This is a genomic window from Methanolobus sp. WCC5, assembly GCF_045690325.1.
In the GTDB taxonomy this organism is placed as follows: Archaea; Halobacteriota; Methanosarcinia; order Methanosarcinales; family Methanosarcinaceae; genus Methanolobus.
Window position 1 is genome coordinate 2,478,290 of the sequence record NZ_CP146981.1, and the last position, 18,668, is coordinate 2,496,957.

The window sequence follows — 18,668 nt, forward strand, 5'->3', positions numbered from 1 at the left end:
TTTATGGAACTGCAGATGTCAAATAGACATTTGTCTGTGTTCATCTGCGGTCCTTTTTTGGGTCTAAAGCACAGGGAATTCACTTTCCCGGGAGCTGAGTGCCTTCTAAAGATCCGTTTGGCAGACTTCATCCGCGAAGCAGGTTATTTTTCAGAGTGCAGAATCTCAATTGATAAATAGCATTGAAACATCTTTCCTTACTATGAAACAGAACTGTGAATCCGAAGTGATGGAATCGCTTGCAAAGACCATTCTTGTAGCTGCACGGACTGCTCCAAAGGGTAAAGGTGTGGATGATATCGTGACCTTCCTCCTTGATGAAGCTGACAGGATGAGGCTTGCGGATAAGATGGAGGAGCTCAGTCATATAAAGGATATGAAATTCCTGATCCGTGATGCAAAGAATATCAGGGATGCTGACTGCCTGGTGCTGATCGGCTTAAAATCTACCGGCGTGAGCTCACTTAACTGCGGTGCGTGTGGATTTGCTACATGTAAGGAAATGCTTGAGCAGAAAAAGGTCAGTGTAGAGTTCACAGGCCCCCAGTGTATGATCAAATACATGGACCTGGGCATTGCGGTCGGATGTGCCGCAGCAAAGGCAAAGGACCTGTGCATTGACAACAGGGTACTGTATTCAGCAGGTGCTGCAGCATGTTACTTCGATATGATAGATGCTGATGTGGCCATGGCCATTCCGTTAAGTGTAAAGGGGAAGAATATCTTCTTTGACAGACCATCTACAAGGTAGGTGGTCGGTGGAACATCTACAAGGTAGGTGGTCGGTGGAACATCTACAAGGTAGGTGGTCGGTGGAACATCTACAAGGTAGGTGGTCGGTGGAACATCTACAAGGTAGGTGGTCGGTGGAACATCTACAAGGTAGGTGGTCGGTGGAACATCTACAAGGTAGGTGCTTGTTTGACCCATTCTCTGTGAACTCAGCGGTTCAAATTCAAGGTGTGTGTTTCCCAAGGGCAGAGAATTCCAGAATAAATAGCTCTTCTTTCTCATTTTATGCCCGCACATTGTTAATATTTGTAATATGAACAAAAAACTATAATTGCGATTATAGCTATATGTTAAGATCGGGAGTGTTGCGAAATTACATGTTTGCCTGATACGGGCTTTCAACAGGCTATGTAATTAAAAAACATGTCTCAATGGAGGCAGTGGATGAAAAAGATACTGATAATCTCAATGTTACTGCTGGCAATGCTGATGCCGGTTGCAAGTGCCGATATAGTCAACGATCTGGATAACAGGGTCGATGAATACAATGAGAATGTAGAATATGTTCCTTCTTATCTGAAATCCCTTCTGGGAAACGAGGTAATCGAACTGGTCATAGTTACTGATGATGGAGATGAGCGCCACATCAAAGTGGTCACAGAAGACGCTTACATCACCACCTTTGAAGAAGTGGATGAAGACACGGACTTTGGGGCAACAACGATAGTCGGAGCAAACGAAGCCACAGTAAGGACCATCATCAGCTCTTCAGACCCCCTTAAGGAATTCATAGCCGCAAAAGACAACGGCGAAATCATGATCGAGCCGGTAGGTCTTGTTAATACTGTGAAGTACACCGTTGCCAATGTGGTCATGAAAGTAGCATCGTTTTTCGGATTCTGATGGCTGGGTCTGAAAGTGATGTCAGGAGAGAGGATATCTAATTGGCTTTTAAAATGGCTCTGTAGAAATCCTTTCTTTATTAATGAACCATAGACAAATACGGATACAATCAACTCTGTAAGAGGTGAGTGTATCTGCGTTTCACAAATTATTGATAATAGGTTTTCTACAGAGCCTTTAATATCGTATTTCTAATTAGACATCCTTTTTTGTTCGATTTATTAGTTTAATCGATTTTAACAGATATCAATAGTTGATTTTTGCTGATGTTTTTAGTGGATGATGGCTATTAACCCTGGTATAGGGAAAAAGGATCTTCAGTCCTTTGCTTAGTTAAGAGAATACAAAGGTCCTATCTAATAGTATGCTGTCATTATGCCATTATGCCAATCTCACCCACCCAAAGCGCAACCATTATAGCACTAAAACCACTTCTCCTTCAGTATATTTGATACTGACCTTAGGTGAAGATCATGATTAAAGCAGGAATTATCGGTGCATCGGGGTATACCGGGGGGGAGCTTATGCGCTTGCTTCTGGGCCATCCCGAGGTCAATGTTACGGTGGCTACTTCAAGGAAGCTTGCGGGAACAGATGTGTGTGATACGCATGCACATCTCAGGGGGCTTGTGGATCTTGAGTTCCAGAATGTGGGGGCCGGGGAAGTTAGGTCTCGGTGTGATGTGGTGTTTGCGGCTGTGCCACACGGTACTGCCATGGACATAGTGCCACATCTCATTGACGGGAAAACAAAGGTTATAGACCTGAGTGCGGATTACAGGCTCAGGACGGATATCTTCGAGTCTGTTTACGGGCTGAAGCATAAGGATCCCAGGGAGGCGGTGTTCGGTCTGCCGGAGCTTCATCCGGAGGTTGCGGATGCGGGCTTTGTGGCAAATCCCGGTTGCTTCCCCACAGGTGCTGTGCTGGCCGCTGCTCCGCTGGCAAAGGCAGGACTTATCAGCTCGGTGGTATTTGACTCAAAATCAGGGATAACCGGTGCAGGGGTTGAGCCTTCACAGACATCACACTATCCCAACATGGCCGAGAACGTGCAGGCATATAAACTCACCACTCACAGGCATGTGGCTGAGTTTGTGCAGGAGCTCAGCAGGCTGGACAATTCCCTGACAAACATCAGTTTCACACCTCACGTTGTGCCATCCATCAGGGGCATACTCACAACATCCCATATATTCACCCGGGAAAAACTGAAGCTGGAAGATGTCCGGTCAATGTATGAGGAGATGTATGCGGACAAACCCTTCGTGCGCGTGATAAAGGGTATTCCGTCCCTTGGTGCTGTTCGTGGTTCTAACTTCTGTGACATAGGTTTTGAAGTTGACAGGCACAACAACCGCATAGTTGTGGTCTCAGCCATTGACAATCTCGTAAAGGGTGCATCCGGGCAGGCCATACAGAACATGAATATTATGTGTGGTTTTGATGAGATAGAAGGACTGTGGAATGCTGCAACCTTCCCCTGAGTGCAAATCCTGAAATATTATAGTAAAGTAAGGTATTATCATGGACGTTAAAGACGTAATGAATCCCAACGTTGTCACCTGCTCCCCGGACACCCCCATAAGGGAGGTAGCTACTCTCCTGAAGCAGAACAGCATCAGTGGTCTTCCGGTCGTGGAAGATGGCGAGGTAGTAGGCATAGTTTCCGAGGGCGACATACTGAGATTGCTGGAAATACCCAAACACGGCGGTCTGTGGCTGCCAAGTCCGTTCGAGGTCATAGAAGTGCCCATACGTGAGCTGCTGAACTGGGAAGAGACCAAGAACATGCTCGAGGACATAGGCTCAAAGCCGGTAAGGGAAATAATGAAAAGGTCTGTTTACACGATAAGTCCTGAGAGATCCATAGAGGATGCCTCCTCAATCATCAGCAGGCACAGGATAAACCGTCTACCGGTTGTGGATGAAGACGGGCAGCTTGTAGGTATAGTAACACGTGGGGACATAATTGCAGGTCTGGGGCAATTATAATCTAATTGAGAGATATTATTTGACAGATATAATTTGAGCGATACTTAGAGAGATACTATTTAAGATGCTATTAGAGAGATACTATGAAATTCATTGAAGGCGGTATCTGTGCTGTAAAAGGCGTACGTGCTGGCGGGATAAAACCAGGAAAGATGGGAATAGCGGTCATCCAGGCAGAAGGGAACGCTGCCGGAGTATATACCAGAAACAGGGTCATCGCGGCTCCGCTGGCGGTTACCAGGGACCATATCTCAAAGACCGGCAGGCTTGCAGGTGTTATTGTGAACAGTGGCAATGCAAACGCTTTCACAGGTCTTCAGGGACTGGCAGATGCACGGATAATGGCGTCCACTCTTGCATCAAAGCTTGGTGTCGATGAGGATCTCATAGGTGTTGCATCAACAGGGGTTGTTGGCCGCAAGCTCGATACCGGCTGGATCAGTGCCCATATACAGGAGGCCCTTGACTCCATGGGCGAGGATGCCGATGCAAGCATGAGGGCAGCGCGTGCGATTATGACTACGGACACCGTCCCGAAAGAGATAGCCATCGAGATGGACAGCGGCATCCGTATAGCAGGCATTGCCAAGGGGTCCGGGATGATAGAGCCAAATATGGGTACCATGCTTGCTTTTGTCTACACGGATGCGGATATTTCCCCACAGGTCCTTCATTCATGCTTAAGCACTTCAGTGGACAAGAGCTTTAACATGGTGGTTGTGGACGGTGACACCAGCACCAACGATATGGTACTTGTGACCGCAACCGGTGCTTCAGGCATCAGCCCCGCAACCGGTGATTTCCAGTCCGGGCTTGACCTCGTGCTGACAGAACTTGCCAGGATGATAGCCATCGATGGTGAGGGTGCGACCAAGCTCATAGAATCCAAAGTAACCGGTGCAGCCACGCAAGAGGATGCCCGTCTGGTTGCAAAGGCGATAGTCCGCTCCCCGCTGGTCAAGTCCGCCATCTTCGGCGAGGACCCCAACTGGGGCCGTATCGTGGTGGCAGCAGGCTACTCAGGTGCCGACATGGACCAGACAAAGATCTCCCTGTCCTTCTCAGCCGGCACCCATGTCGTGGAGCTTGTAAAGGACGGCAGGGTTGTAAGTAATAATGACGATACCCTGGACCAGTTAAGATCCATCATGTCACAGGATGAGATATTCATCATAACAGACCTTGGCATGGGGCATGAGAGTGCAACGGCCTGGGGTTGTGACCTGACATATGATTATGTCAGGATCAATGCGGAATATACGACCTGATTCCAAAGGACGAAGATACAGGATATATTGGATGGCCAGCATGGCACAACAGGTCTGCTGGTGAACGAGCGCCTGACAGATCATCCGGAAGTGGAGATCCTGGAAATCTCCTATGAAAAGCGCCATGATAGGAACTGGGTAACAGACCTAACTCAACTGCTTAGCATCGTTGAAGACTGGAGCGGTGATATGCCTGGATTCTTATACTGTGGTGATTTTTACTTGTAAACGCTAAATAATTAATTATATTTTATAATATTCATTGTTTTTTTGAAAGTAGTTTCTGCTAAAGTATTGGTTGAAATTGTCATATTCAGCTCATCCGGGCGAGTTGTTTAAATCTTCTTTTTCAATTCGTGTTCTTGACAGCCCCACGTAATTCTTCAGGAAGTGCAATTGCTGTCTTCATCTCCTGTTGAATTTCATTTCGAACTCTGAAACATGTTTCTATGTTTTACTACCGAGGTTGTATTAATAAAAATTATATACAATCTATATGTATATTATTATGGACAAATCCCTCGTCACAAAATATACTGTGTAGAGCCACCACTTCTCTTAATAACAAAACATGCCATGGTGATTGAATGTATATACCTGCCTCAGATGTGCAAGAGATAATCGATAGCATAGAATCTCTCGGTACCCGGGAGAATGAGACTGTCCTTATAATGCTTGCTGATAAACATTTACCTGATGTTGACTCCCTTATAAAGGAGCTTAACCACAGGAAGATAGACTTTTTTGGTGCTATATTCCCCGGATTGATATATGGTTCAGAAAAATTCCATTCAGGAGCAATAGTTCAGTCACTTCCTGTCAAGCAAAGGCCGGTATTGGTCCGAAGCATCAGTAATCCCATAAACTGTCTGGAAGATCAGCTGATGCCGGGCATCAGATCATATGAAGACTCTCCAACAGCCTTTATTATTGTGGATGGTCTCTCCCATACGATAGTTCCCTTCCTTTCTTCTGTCTTTAATATGTTTGCAGGCTCTATCAATTATCTGGGAGGAGGTGCTGGTTCCCTTTCCTTTGAAGAGCAACCCTGCATCTTTAACCCCGATGGTTTCTTCAAGGACAGTGCTATCATCGCTTTCCTTGATGTTCAAAGCAGTATTGGTGTACGCCATGGATGGAACAGGTTCATGGGGCCTCTGGTCGCAACAAAGACCGATGGCAATACCATAAAAGAACTTAACTGGAAGAATGCCTTTGAAGTATTCCGCGAAGCTGTGGAAAGAGACTCAGGAAGACAGTTAGTCCATGACAATTTCTTTGAGATATCTGTCGATTATGCCTTTGGGATAGTTTGTGAGGACGAAGAGGATATTGTGCGTGACGCCCTTAAAGTGAATGATCAAGGAGAGCTCATCTGTGCCGGAGAGGTTCCGGAGAATGCGGTTCTTAATATCATGAAAGGGGAGGACGCTTTGCTTATCAAAGCTGCTGAGCAGGCAGTGGAGGATTGTCTGGCAGCAGGTATAAAGGATGTAGACCGCTGCATTGTCATGGATTGCATTGCCAGGACAATGTTCCTCAAAGAGGATATCAATGAGGAACTCAGTGTTATTGCCAAAAGCCTGGTTTCCGGGCAGATTCATGTTGTCCCTGAAGGCGCTCTCTCTATCGGAGAGATAGCTTCAAGGGGAGAGGGTATACTGGAGTTCTTCAATAAGACGATGGTCATAGGGGTATTCAATGGACCAAAACACAGAATACGCAGAGATATTTAACCAGGTATCCGTTCTCTATGAACTGTCTCTGTCAACCGGCAATTCACTGGATGTTCAGGAGAATTGTGACAGGTTCCTGAAAAAGCTGATGTCAAGGAAGAGGGTCACTTATGTCTCTGTCTGGATTAAAGATGAATACATGTATTTGCGCGATGAGGACACGGCTTCCCTGGTATATGCAAACCCCGAATACTACATAACACAGAGAAAGATCGCAAAGACCCATCCTCTTTTTTCCGATATTCCTTCCAAAGGTTATCTGGTCCGGGATGCAGGCGATTGTGCATTAAACCCGCCCCTTCTCAAAGCGGGTGATCTCAAAAAAGGCACCTGTATCGTCTATCCTCTGAATTGCTTTGGGATATTGGAACTTCACTGGCTCAACGAACTCAAAGACCCTGTTAATGTTGCTAACCAGCTGGACGAAGTCATATCCAAATTTGCTTTCTCGCTCGAAGCCAGCCTCCTTCACAAAAGGGCCCTCTGGGAGGCAGAAGAGAAGAACAAGGCTTATGAGGCCAGGATGAACGCAGAATCCATGAATCGTGCAAAAAACGAGTTTCTTGCCACGATGAGCCACGAACTACGCACCCCTCTTAACTCCATAATAGGATTTTCAGATGCATTGCTTGAGGGACTTTCAGGTGAGCTTAATAACAAACAGATCAGATATATTGGTAATATCTCAAAAAGTGGCAAACATCTTCTGTCTATAATCAATGACATCCTTGATCTGTCAAAGATAGAGGCTGATGAGATGACGCTTAATTGTGTGCAATTGTCTGTGATGGCAATGCTTGAAGATATTGCAATGACACTGAAGCCCATATCTTCAAAAAAGAACGTGTCTGTAACGATTTCATGCGCTAACGATACCTTCCTGGAGGCTGACCCTGACAAGCTAAAACAGATACTTCTTAACCTTATTGGAAATGCTGTCAAATTCTCACACGAAGGTGGAACTGTAGATGTTTCTTCATATGAAGATGATGGCATGGTCAGAGTTCTAATAAACGATAATGGTATTGGTATCTCAGCGGCCGATCAGCAGGAGATTTTCAAGCCTTTCAAACAACTTGATTCTTCCCTTGACCGCAGATATGGTGGCACAGGTCTTGGATTGTATCTGGTAAAAAAACTGACAGAGATACATGGTGGAGCAGTTTCCGTGAAAAGTGAAGTGGGCAAAGGCAGTACTTTCACATTATCCTTGCCGGTTAATCCGGCTTAGGATGTTATAAGATCTCAGTTATGCTGATGCAAGAAGAATGTATCCAATCATTATAAATAAATTCCTTACATAATTGCTATTCACCGGGTGAAACAATGGACATTGCCGATTGGGAGAAACGCTATACAGAAGCAGTTTCAAATGTGCAGGAGCAGCTTTTGAACGTGCAGGGAGTCTTTGTGGCCTATAACAGTAATGTTGATGCCATGAAACATATCAGGGAGGATGAAATAAAAAAGCTCATAGGTATTCTGGGATGTGAGAGGGTACATGAACGGATAGCCCTGTATCCCAGGGAGATCAAAGATCCGGTTGATCTAATGGCCAGACTTATCATTGCCATGCGGGATGGGAAAGCTGCGGAGGTGCCCACATATAGCAATGACATTCATGAGTGGCTGATGGACAATCTCGTCTTTGACTCCGCAAGGATGGGAGGGCAGGCGGGCATCATATCCAATCTCCTGGCAAATCTTGGAGTGAAGAACGTCATAACATACGTACCCTGGCTCTCAAGGGAGCAGGCGGAGTATTTTGCAGACTCTCCCTATCTCAGGCATCCTGTCATGGAAAATGGGAAACTTGTACTGAAACATCCAAAGGAAGCATTCGATCCACAGCAAAAACCCAAGATAAACTGGATAATAGAATTCCTAAGGGGTATGAAATTCAGCTGTGCTGGAGAAGAATATGAGGTTCCCAGGGATAATCGTCTTATAGTATCCTCCAGGCCTGACTGGATCCATATAGACATGGCAGCTGAGATGTATGAACATCTGTCAGATATCAGGGAAAGCATAGATGGCGCCATACTTGCCGGCTACCAGATGATAAAAGAGGAATACCAGGATGGAAGTACCTATAAGGATTATGTGCAGAGGGCTGTCAATGTCATACAGCGTCTTAAGGGTTGCAATCCACAGATGCGCATACATGTGGAGTTCACATCCATACAGAACAAGGTCATACGTAAGGCCATACTGACAGATATAGTGAAAAAGCATGTAACTTCCCTTGGTCTTGATACTGTGGAAGTTGCAAATGCCCTGAACGTACTTGGTTATGAAGAACTGGCATATTCTGTCATCAATAAAGGAGAGAACAGCATTGTATCCCTTTATGAAGGCGCTGTAAGGCTTCTCAGGGAACTTGAACTTCAAAGGGTACATATCCATTCCCTTGGTTACTACATCTGTGTGGTATCAAAGGACCATCCTCTTGATGCGGATGCACACAGGCAGGCGCTCCTCTTCTCCTCGGCCCTGGCAGCAACACAGGCAAGCCTCGGTTCAATCAAGAGTCTTGATGATGTTTCTGCTGGCCTGGCTGTACCCGTCTACGGCCAGGGACATGATGATCTCATAGAACTGGAACGATATCTTGTGAGAAGGGGTGTCTGTACTGCCGAAGATTTCGAGGATGGCTGCATCAGTGCCGATGGTCATGACCTCATAATAATCCCTAGCAAGGTGGTAAAGGAGCCCGTGGCAACGGTCGGAATAGGTGATGCCATATCTGCAGGTGCTTTTGTTGCACTGCTTGCCAAAATGCCCAAAATGAACATATGCAGGATGCCGGAGTAACAGGATGAATATCCTCTGTGCCTACAACGCTAACATAGACTCGATATCCCATATTGATGGCAAAAGACTTTCCCGGCTGCTGGAGGGCCAGACAGGGGACGCAGTCCATGAAAGATTAAAAAATCTTCCAGCTGCTATATCTTCAAGAGCAGATTTTTTTGCAGGGCTTGTTACATGCATGCAGCACGGAACCGGTGCCGAATGGATGATCAGTGATATCGCAGTCTTTGATTGGCTGAAAGAGACATTTCTCGCGGATTCATTAATGAGGATGGGCGGCAACATGGGCATAATGGCAAATGTCCTGTCTGAACTTGGTGCATCCCGGGTGATACCGAATGTTGCCAATCTCTCAAGGTTACAGGCGTCCTTTTTCTCTCAAAAGGCCATTTTTCATCCCTTTAAAGGAAAACTCTATGACAGCAGGGCAATATCCAATGTACTGCCGGCTGCAAACAAGAGTCCCGAACTTATCCATTTTGTATTCGATTTCAAAAAAGGGGAGACCCTCAGACTCCATGGTGAGGACATCACAGCTCCCAGGGAGAACAGGTTCATTGCAACGTATGATCCTCTTAACTTCAGTCTCTGCATTGACCAGCATTTCCGGGATTACGCCCATCAGCATGCATCTGAAATGAACGGTGCAATAGTTTCCGGTTATCATCTGTTACAGGAAAATGAAATCCAGGGACATGGAAATGAGAATGGGTCCGATGAACCCGGTCACAAGCATTATGGTTATAAAGAAAAGCTGGGTCAGTCCCTGGAACAGCTCAAAAGCTGGAAAAACATAAGAGAGGACCTTCACATCCACGTAGAGTTCGGACATTTCTCTTCCGGCAACATAGCATCCTATGCTTTTTCAATCCTTTCTCCGGTGGTGGATAGAATCGGAATGAATGAAGATGAACTTGCAATGCTTGCACGTATCAATGGTATGGATGCAGGGGCTATCCTTGCAATGGACCCGGTGGCGATTGCAGAAACAGCCATAGAACTGTGCAGTGCCTATGGTCTGTGCAGGATGCTTGTGCATACAAGGGAATTCATACTTTCTGTGTCATGCAAAAAGGATGAAGAGCCGGAAAAGATCATAGAGGCTATTGATTTTGGCTTAAAGTGCGCGGCGGCTTTTGCATGCTCCGGCAAACTTGCTGACAGGGATACCATGCTGGGCATAGCTTCGGCGATAAAGGAAAGTGAGTACGGGCTATCTGCATGCTCAAAACTTGCAAGGCATATGGAAAAGAAGTGGACCTGCAGTCAGGTATGCGGGTTGCACATGTCCTTCCAGGTGACAATTATCCCGACCCGCATATGTGATGAGCCGGTGTCCACTGTGGGACTCGGGGATACTATATCAGCCGCCATTTTTTTAAGGGAGCTTGAACTCCTTCCATGACATGTATACCATTTTCTCTGAGAATTTCAGCCTGGACTTCACCCTTGACTGCGGCCAGGTATTCCGCTGGGACTACGTTGATGGCTGGTGGACCGGGGTTGTAAACGGCCAGCTAGCACGCCTGCAGCAGGATCATAAAAGCGGTGAGATTCTTGTGGATTCCAGGCTGCCAGCGGATTTCTTTGAGCATTATTTCCGTTTTGACGATGATCTTGATGCCATCCTGCATGAGGTCAATAAGGATGAGTTCATGGACGAAGCCATAAGAAAATACAGAGGTCTTCGTCTCATAAGGCAGGACCCATGGGAGTGTCTGATTTCCTATCTGCTTGCAACCGCATGGAGCATCCCCAATATCAAGAGAGGCATTTCCACTATGTGCAGTACCTATGGTAAGGATATCGGGGAAGGTTACTACAGTTTTCCTGATCCCTGCTCACTTGTCCATGCATGTGATGACGACCTGCGGGGATGCAAACTTGGTTTTCGCTCCGGCCGGGTGATAAAGGCAGCAAGGCATGTTGAAGAGGGAAGTCTTGTCCTGGGGGATATCTTCAAGCTTGACTATGAAGCTGCAAAACAGAGGCTTATGTTCCTTGAAGGTATCGGTGAAAAGGTTGCAGACTGCATCCTCCTTTTCGCATTCGGAAAAATGGAGGCCTTCCCCGTGGACACCCATGTGGAAAAAGTAGTCAGGACCATTTACGGCCATCATGATTTCTTCAACGGGAAAGCCACAAAGAACAAGATAGGCAGCTGGGGGCGCATGTATTTCGGACACTACTGTGGCTATGCACAACAATATTTCTTCTATCAGAAAAGGCTTGAAGGGATCTGAGTTCCCGGAAAAAGGAAGTTATATTTACTTCGTTTATTACCGGTCATTACTGGTCATTATTGAGCATTACAAATCATTATGAATTATTACTGATTATAAGCAATCTGAAAGCTGCCACATTTGTTATTTTCCCTGCTCCCATTTTCTAAGGAATGTCCTGAAATCAGGGTCTCTTATCCTTATAATCTCTTCATCTTCAAGGACTTCAAAATCTTTTGCCACTGCTTTTCCAATGTGTTTTCCAAGAGAGCATGTTCCTATTCTTTTTATGAGGAGTTGTTTTGCAGTTGTGGTCTTTCGCCTGATGTCGGCAACGTAGAATCCATCTTCTATGTACATTGCGAACAGTTCTTCCGATTGCTTGTATTTTTCCTTGAAACCTCTGGCGTGCTCACTGACCCATACAGGAGGTCCCCTGTGTTTTTTTACAAAGGGTAGTTGCGAGCATACAAGTTCTATCATGATCAAAGCATTTTCCTTTGACCAGTAGCCTGAGTTAAGGACACGGAATTCATGATCTTCGAACAATGAACGGATGGAGTGTTCCATTTTATGCAGTTGAGGGTAAAGTATGTCATCGACAAGATCCGGTGCCTTGAAGACTATGGCAACAAAGGAACTTCCTCTTGCATGCATCATACTTATAAGCTCGCTATCTGACATGGGCTTTTTCTTTTCAGGAAAGAAGAACTCTTCGGTGGGCTCATCTGTATATTCCCTGCAGGCATCGATGAACTTTGCGAACTGGTTCAGGGAAAGTGCTGCAGCTACGTTCCTTTTCGGATCAGTGGGGTCAATTACAACAAGAGGGTCGTGATGTTTAACTATCCCATGTTCCATCATGTCGATGGTGAGTCCCGGTTTCCAGTTGCAGGCACTTATTATGGTGTTCCTGAAGGAACCATAATGAATGATGAGAAGTTCTGTGAGATAACCGGAGAATCCCTGGGTACGAAGTTCAGAACCGTAGGTGCCGGTACCTTTCATGAACTGTTTCATTATAAGCACCTCGTCTTCACGACCAGGGATGCTCATCTTTACAAATTCGTTATGGAATGGGGTCCTGTCAACTGCAGATATGATGCATGATGCGGAATCCACGGCAAAACAGGGTACTATGTCAACATCAAAGCCCTTATACTGCATGTTGAGATACGGATGTTCTGCATATCTCTCCTCTATGTTCTGTCCATCCTTTGCAATTTCCCGGGCAATGAGAAGGCCATTTCTTTCCAGTTCTTCACGGCTGGTCTGTGCCGGGAACGAGATGAAGACATCAAGATCGTGGGTGCCGGATATCCAAGTGTTCCTTGCCGCAGAACCTACCAGTTTTGGGGTAACTCCGCAAGTTCCCAGTTCCTTTGCTGCAGCACTTACCTTTGCAAGCAATTCTGCAGCAATTAGCTCCAGTTCCCTCTTTTCCTGCGGACTGGGTTTTATCTTCTCAAGTACCTGCTCTTCTAGTGTCATCTTCTATCTCAGCCCGGTATTGATCACTGTCAACAGATACCAATGTTCTCTTTCTTTATGACATGGTTATAGTTCTTATAACCAAGGATGTCAGCTATCATATCGGTGTGCTGGCCTTTGACCTTTTCGATCTCATCTGACGTGTAGTCTGTAATACCTTTTGCAAATACTTTGCCCTCACAGAGTATCTCGACTATCTCGCCTCTGTCAAACTTACCATTCACGGCCACAACTCCTGATGGCAACAGGCTCATGCTACTGAGTATGGCATCCCTTGCGCCGCCATCCACCTCGATGGAGCCGCATGACCTTGAGAGCAGTATCCAGCGTATACGGTTCTTGTGGACTTCCCTGTTTGCAAGGAACAGTGTTCCTATGTCTTCCCCGGACAGTACCTTCGTTACAACGTTCTCGGTATTGCTGTTGGCGATTATAAGATAACATCCTGACATATGGCATATCCTGGCAGCTTCGATCTTTGTTCTCATACCGCCAACCCCTTTCATGCTTGTGGGATTGCCCCCAAAGCTTTCTATTTCAGGAGTGATCTCCTCTACAAGACTCAGAAGTGTGGCATCATGGTTACGTTTTGGGTTCTTGTTATAAAGCCCGTCAATATCGGAAAGGATGATCAGCAGGTCGGCTTCCATTTTGCTGGCGACCATTGCCGAAAGTTTATCGTTGTCACCGAATGTGGCCTCTATCCCATTAACACAGGTGCTGTCATTCTCATTGATAATGGGTATAACACCGTAGCTCAGCAGGGTGGATATGCTGTTCCTGAGGTTGAGGTAGGTCAGCCTGTTGGAGAATGATTGATATGTAAGTAGTATCTGGGCTACTTTGAGCTCGTGTTTTGCAAAGGAATTGCTCCATTCCTGCATGAGCACACCCTGGCCAACAGCGGCACATGCCTGCCTGACGGGTATTTCCTTGGGTCTGCTGTCAAAGTCCAGTATATCTATACCAATACCGATTGCACCGGAACTTACCAGTATTACCTTTTTCCCCATTTCATGCAGCCGGGCCACCTGTGCAGCGATATTGTCCATGAACTGGCGGTTGAGCTTACCGTCTTCAGTGTTGATGGATGAGGTACCTATCTTTATGACTATCCTGTTCACATCTTTGAAGAGCTCTTTCCTGTCATTCAAAAGTGATGCTCCTGTCTGTGTTTTCTATTTTATCCTTTATATGTGCTGTCCTGCATGTTATTTTCCAAGAGCATCAGAGGCTTTTTTATTGAGCCTTCGGTGAGTGTATTTCTTTGCCCCGGACCCTGCATAGTCTGCAACCTTATCGCCGTTGCCCACAAGTATATACTTGTAGATGAGCAGACCTTCCATGCCTACAGGACCACGCGCATGTATCTTGTTGGTACTGATGCCTACTTCTGCACCTTTACCATAACGGAAACCGTCAGCAAATCTTGTTGATGCGTTGAGCATGACACTGGAGGAGTCCACAAGGTCGGTGAATCTCTTTTTTTTCATGTCGTTCTCCGTGATGATACAGTCTGTGTGATGGGAACCATAGGTGTTTATGTGCTCAATGGCCTCTTCAATTGAGTCCACTATCTTTATGGAAAGTATAAGATCGTTATACTCTGTCCTCCAGTCATCATCAGTGACTCTGCCAACACTTTTGATGAAGTCTATCTGTTCCAGTATCTTAAATGAACTGTTGTCACATCTCATCTCCACTCCGGCTTCGTCGTACATCCTTGCCATCTTTGGCAGGAATCTATCGGCTATACTTGCGTTGATGAGCAGCGTCTCCATTGCGTTGCATACAGCCGGATACTGGACCTTTGAGTCAAAACATACGGCATATGCTTTTGAGAGGTCAGCCTCTTCATCAACATACACGTGACAGATACCGTCAGAGTGGCCCAGGACAGGTATCTTTGTGTTGTCCTGTATGTATTTTACAAATGCGTTCGATCCTCTTGGAATGAGCAGGTCGATGTATGTGTCCAGACGCAGGATGTCGTTGACCTCTTCTCTTGTTTCCATTAACTGGAATGCCCCTGATGGCATGACCTTTATGGTTTCTGCAGCCTGGTTCAGGAGATCGAAGATGACACGGTTTGAGTTGAGTGCCTCACTTCCACCTTTGAATATTGTGGCATTCCCGCTTTTAAGACATAAGGACATGACCTGTGGGACCACATCCGGACGTGCTTCGAATATAACACCTATGAGTCCAATAGGGCAGCTTACCTGGTAAAGCTCAAGTCCCTGGTCAAGCTCCAGCGCATCAATTGTCTCACCCACCGGGTCCTTCAGGCTGATGACATCACGAATGCCGTCTATCATTCCACTTATCTTGCTGTCACTTACCTTGAGCCTGTCAACAAGAGCCTGGGATAGCTCCCCTTTCCTTTTAAGCTTCTCAGCTGTCTCAACGTCCTTTCGGTTTGCCTCAAGTATCTTCTCACGATTATTATCAAGCGCCTGTGCCATTGCTTCAAGGGCTGCATTCTTGCTTTCAGTGTTCACACTTGCAAGGATGATAGATGCCTTCTTTGCCTCAATGACCTTTTCTTCAATTTCCATGACCATGAATAAACCACCCTGGGTTCTATTAAAAGAGTGATGTAAGTATTGAGCTATATCTGATATAGAGATATTGCAAATAGTTCTTTGGTTTTATATTTGTCGATTATGATTACCAAGGCCCAGGATTTAATTTAAGGACCCTTTGCTTGGATTTTTCCATGGTTTCTAAGTAAAGGAACCTTTACTTAAAACACCCTACTTCATTCTAAGTAAGGCAGCTTAACATTGGCGCAATTAATCCATAGACCTAATCATCATAGTCTCCCTGTCACATAGTAACACGATTATGTTTTTCTTAGATATCTTTATCAATAATCATTAAGTATAGGCTGGCAGGAGATTATCATGAGCACACGCGAGTATATGCTGGGAAACGTTGCAATAGCACGCGGTATCGTTGAAGGTGGCGGTCAGGTCATATCCGGTTATCCGGGGACTCCGTCATCTGAGATAATCGGTACACTGGCATCGATGAAAGAAAGGGATTTTTACGTAGAATGGTCGGTCAATGAGAAGGTTGCCCTTGAGGTTGCAGCCGGTGCGGCAATGGCCGGTGTGCGCTCGGTTGTCACTATGAAACACGTGGGTCTTAATGTTGCAGCTGACCCTCTCATGACCCTTGCATATACCGGTGTCAAAGGCAGCATGGTGATAATCGTTGCAGACGACCCGTCCTGTCATTCCTCCCAGAACGAGCAGGACACCCGCCGTTACTCACAGTTCTCACTCATCCCATGTCTGGATCCCTGTACCCCCCAGGAAGCAAAGGACATGCTACCCTATGCGTTTGGAATATCCAACAAGCTGCAGATGCCTGTGATCTTCAGGCCCACTACGCGCATATCCCATGGCAAATCAGACGTGGAACTTGGACCGGTTACCCCGGAGATGCCCGTTGCAGACTTTCAGAAAGACCTTGAAAGATGGGTCATGATCCCCAAAAATGCCAGGGTCCGGCACGTTCATCTGCTTGGGATCCAGCAGGATATCCTCGAGGAACTTGAGAACTCCCCTTGGAACGAACTGGAGATCAAAGAAGGTGCAAAGGTCGGTGTCATTACATCAGGAATTGCCTCGGTATATGCCAGGGAAGCTGTTATCAGGCAGGATGTCAATGCATCGTTCCTCAAAATAGGCACCTATCCTGTTCCCGTGAACAAGATACGCACCATCATGGAGAACTGTGAGCGTCTGATCATTTTTGAGGAAATGGAGCCTGTTGTAGAAGAACAGGTCCGGCTAATAGCACAGGAACTGGGTTCTGCTGTTGAGATAATTGGTAAGATGCAGGGTCCGGTGCCAAGGATATTCGAACTTAACACAGATATCTGTGCAGATGTTCTTGCAGAGGTCCTGGGTCTTGAAAGACCGGTCGTACCTTCTGAGGTCACTGAGGATTTCGACTACAATGCCTGCAGGCTGGAGCTTCCGATGCGTCCTCCTGTCATGTGTCCGGGGTGCTCCCACAGGGCTACCTTCCATGTCATGAAAAAGGTTTATGGGAAGAACGCCATCTTCCCAAGTGATATTGGCTGTTACACCCTGGGTATCCAGAGCGGTACCGTTGACACTACGCTCTGCATGGGTGGAAGTATAACTGTTGCAAGCGGGATCTACCAGGCAGGAGAGAAAAGGCCTATATGCTGCTCCATAGGTGATTCCACATTCTTCCACACAGGCATGAACGGCCTGCTCAATGCTATCTATAATAAGGCAGACATAACAGTGACCATCGTGGACAACCGTACCACTGCAATGACCGGGCATCAGCCCAACCCCGGAATGGGGAAAATGGCAACAGGTGAGGAGACCGTGGAAGTTTGCCTGGAGGATCTGTGCAGGGGTCTGGGTGCTGAGTTTGTTGAAACTGTTGACCCATATGATCTTGAAAGGACAGAAGAGGTCTTCAAAAGGGCAAAGAGCTACAAGGGAACATCGGTTGTAATAACAGAGCAGCTATGTGTTATTGATGCAAAGCGTTCCGGTATTCGCAGAAGACCATTCATAATCGATCCTGAGGCCTGCACCGGATGCAGGATATGCGTGAACCTTGGCTGTCCGGCGATCGAATTTGACACAAAGTCCAAAAAGGCATCTATCAATGCAATGTGCACAGGCTGCAGTGTGTGCGCCCGCCTTTGCAAGTTCGATGCCATCTCGGAGGTGAACATATGAATAGTTCAGGAGTATCCCGATTCGACCTTGTCATAGCCGGTGTCGGCGGGCAGGGTACCATCCTTGCATCCGACATCATCGGCAGGACGGCTGTAAAGGAGAATATGCCGGTGCGTGCAGCAGAGACTCATGGTATGGCACAGCGCGGCGGTTCAGTTGTTAACCACGTAAGACTTGGATGTGAATTTGGTTCCATGATCCCACGTAAAGGTGCTGATGTTCTGCTTGCCCTTGAGCCAAGTGAGGCATTGAGATATCTTGAGTATCTTTCCGATGACGGTATAGTCATAGTCAACACTGACCCGATACTCCCTGTAACTGTTACATCTGGCCTTTGCAGCTATCCTGATGTCAATGCTATCATTGAGAACCTTGGTCGTGGCCATGAAGTAAAAGCCTTCAATGCCACAGGTCTTGCAAAGGAGGCAGGCAACATACAGGCAATGAATGTTGTCATGGTCGGTGCGGTCTCCAATTACCTGCCGTTATCTGCTGATATAATGCTGGAATGCGTCAGGGAACTTGTGCCTCCAAAGACCACAGATATCAATGTCAGGGCATTTGAGCTGGGAAGGGCGGCAATGAATGAATAAATGAATGGATGAATTAATAAACGAACCAATTGCCTGGGACTTTTTTTGTCCCGGTTATTTTTCAATCCTGCCATCATTGCATGATACATGTGTGTTATCTTCATTCTGATCTCCTTTTTTATTATCGGTTTTATTATTTGTTGTTCTGATGTCATGTATTTGATTTCAGATGTATTGT

The 18,668-nt window shown here is 46.2% G+C and carries 17 protein-coding genes; 13 read left to right on the forward strand and 4 right to left on the reverse strand.

Translation table 11 applies throughout. From position 1 onward, the window contains the following. The first annotated feature begins 202 nt into the window (after nt 1-202). Nucleotides 203-751, forward strand: coding sequence for a ferredoxin domain-containing protein (locus V7O64_RS12025; RefSeq protein ID WP_407355618.1), 549 nt, complete (start codon nt 203-205; stop codon nt 749-751). On the opposite strand, the gene V7O64_RS12030 is transcribed toward V7O64_RS12025, so the two are convergent. Beyond that, complete coding sequence (locus V7O64_RS12030) at nt 658-1,014, reverse strand: hypothetical protein (protein WP_407355619.1); 357 nt, start codon at nt 1,012-1,014, stop codon at nt 658-660. The genes V7O64_RS12025 and V7O64_RS12030 overlap by 94 nt on opposite strands. A gap of 162 nt (nt 1,015-1,176) precedes the next feature. On the opposite strand from V7O64_RS12030, the gene V7O64_RS12035 reads away from it, so the two are divergent. The 10 genes from V7O64_RS12035 to V7O64_RS12080 all read left to right on the forward strand — a co-directional run bounded on the left by V7O64_RS12035 (nt 1,177) and on the right by V7O64_RS12080 (nt 11,691). Next, nucleotides 1,177-1,635 carry a hypothetical protein gene (locus V7O64_RS12035; RefSeq protein WP_407355620.1) on the forward strand — a complete coding sequence of 153 codons (459 nt, stop codon included), beginning with the start codon at nt 1,177-1,179 and terminating at the stop codon, nt 1,633-1,635. Nucleotides 1,636-2,108: 473 nt separating this feature from the next. After that, the gene (gene argC / locus V7O64_RS12040) at nt 2,109-3,122 is read left to right on the forward strand and encodes an N-acetyl-gamma-glutamyl-phosphate reductase (RefSeq protein ID WP_407355621.1); all 1,014 of its coding nucleotides are present in this window, start codon (nt 2,109-2,111) and stop codon (nt 3,120-3,122) included. A gap of 40 nt (nt 3,123-3,162) precedes the next feature. Beyond that, nucleotides 3,163-3,630 carry a CBS domain-containing protein gene (locus V7O64_RS12045; protein WP_407355622.1) on the forward strand — a complete coding sequence of 156 codons (468 nt, stop codon included), beginning with the start codon at nt 3,163-3,165 and terminating at the stop codon, nt 3,628-3,630. 83 nt (nt 3,631-3,713) lie between these two features. Then, nucleotides 3,714-4,898 carry a bifunctional ornithine acetyltransferase/N-acetylglutamate synthase gene (gene argJ, locus V7O64_RS12050; protein WP_407355623.1) on the forward strand — a complete coding sequence of 395 codons (1,185 nt, stop codon included), beginning with the start codon at nt 3,714-3,716 and terminating at the stop codon, nt 4,896-4,898. 27 nt (nt 4,899-4,925) lie between these two features. Beyond that, a complete protein-coding gene (locus V7O64_RS12055; protein WP_407355624.1) occupies nt 4,926-5,126 on the forward strand; it encodes a hypothetical protein in 201 nt (66 codons plus the stop codon). Nucleotides 5,127-5,485: 359 nt separating this feature from the next. Beyond that, the gene (locus V7O64_RS12060; protein ID WP_407355625.1) at nt 5,486-6,634 is read left to right on the forward strand and encodes an FIST signal transduction protein; all 1,149 of its coding nucleotides are present in this window, start codon (nt 5,486-5,488) and stop codon (nt 6,632-6,634) included. Beyond that, nucleotides 6,600-7,865 carry a sensor histidine kinase gene (locus tag V7O64_RS12065; protein ID WP_407355626.1) on the forward strand — a complete coding sequence of 422 codons (1,266 nt, stop codon included), beginning with the start codon at nt 6,600-6,602 and terminating at the stop codon, nt 7,863-7,865. The genes V7O64_RS12060 and V7O64_RS12065 overlap by 35 nt, the downstream gene beginning before the upstream one ends. Before the next feature lie 95 nt (nt 7,866-7,960). Next, a complete protein-coding gene (pfkC, locus tag V7O64_RS12070; RefSeq protein WP_407355627.1) occupies nt 7,961-9,448 on the forward strand; it encodes an ADP-specific phosphofructokinase in 1,488 nt (495 codons plus the stop codon). Nucleotides 9,449-9,452: 4 nt separating this feature from the next. Further along, nucleotides 9,453-10,853, forward strand: coding sequence for an ADP-dependent glucokinase/phosphofructokinase (locus V7O64_RS12075; protein WP_407355628.1), 1,401 nt, complete (start codon nt 9,453-9,455; stop codon nt 10,851-10,853). 1 nt (nt 10,854) lies between these two features. Beyond that, a complete protein-coding gene (locus V7O64_RS12080; protein ID WP_407355629.1) occupies nt 10,855-11,691 on the forward strand; it encodes a DNA-3-methyladenine glycosylase family protein in 837 nt (278 codons plus the stop codon). Nucleotides 11,692-11,814: 123 nt separating this feature from the next. Here V7O64_RS12080 and cca read toward each other — a convergent pair whose 3' ends face one another. The 3 genes from cca to V7O64_RS12095 are packed head-to-tail and all read right to left on the reverse strand — an operon-like array spanning nt 11,815 to nt 15,725. Next, nucleotides 11,815-13,161: a CCA tRNA nucleotidyltransferase gene (gene cca / locus V7O64_RS12085; RefSeq protein ID WP_407355630.1), complete on the reverse strand. Its 1,347-nt coding sequence runs from the start codon at nt 13,159-13,161 to the stop codon at nt 11,815-11,817. A 29-nt stretch (nt 13,162-13,190) separates the two neighbouring features. After that, complete coding sequence (gene proB / locus V7O64_RS12090) at nt 13,191-14,315, reverse strand: glutamate 5-kinase (RefSeq protein WP_407355631.1); 1,125 nt, start codon at nt 14,313-14,315, stop codon at nt 13,191-13,193. Between the two features lie 57 nt (nt 14,316-14,372). Further along, entirely contained in the window at nt 14,373-15,725 is a 1,353-nt protein-coding gene (locus V7O64_RS12095; RefSeq protein WP_407355632.1) for a glutamate-5-semialdehyde dehydrogenase, read from the reverse strand. A gap of 342 nt (nt 15,726-16,067) precedes the next feature. On the opposite strand from V7O64_RS12095, the gene iorA reads away from it, so the two are divergent. Together iorA and V7O64_RS12105 are read left to right on the forward strand one after the other, a co-directional pair. After that, nucleotides 16,068-17,897 (forward strand): indolepyruvate ferredoxin oxidoreductase subunit alpha, encoded by a 1,830-nt coding sequence (iorA, locus tag V7O64_RS12100; RefSeq protein ID WP_407355633.1) that lies wholly within the window; start codon nt 16,068-16,070, stop codon nt 17,895-17,897. After that, a complete protein-coding gene (locus V7O64_RS12105) occupies nt 17,894-18,490 on the forward strand; it encodes an indolepyruvate oxidoreductase subunit beta (RefSeq protein ID WP_407355634.1) in 597 nt (198 codons plus the stop codon). The genes iorA and V7O64_RS12105 overlap by 4 nt, the downstream gene beginning before the upstream one ends. The last annotated feature ends 178 nt before the right edge of the window (nt 18,491-18,668 follow it).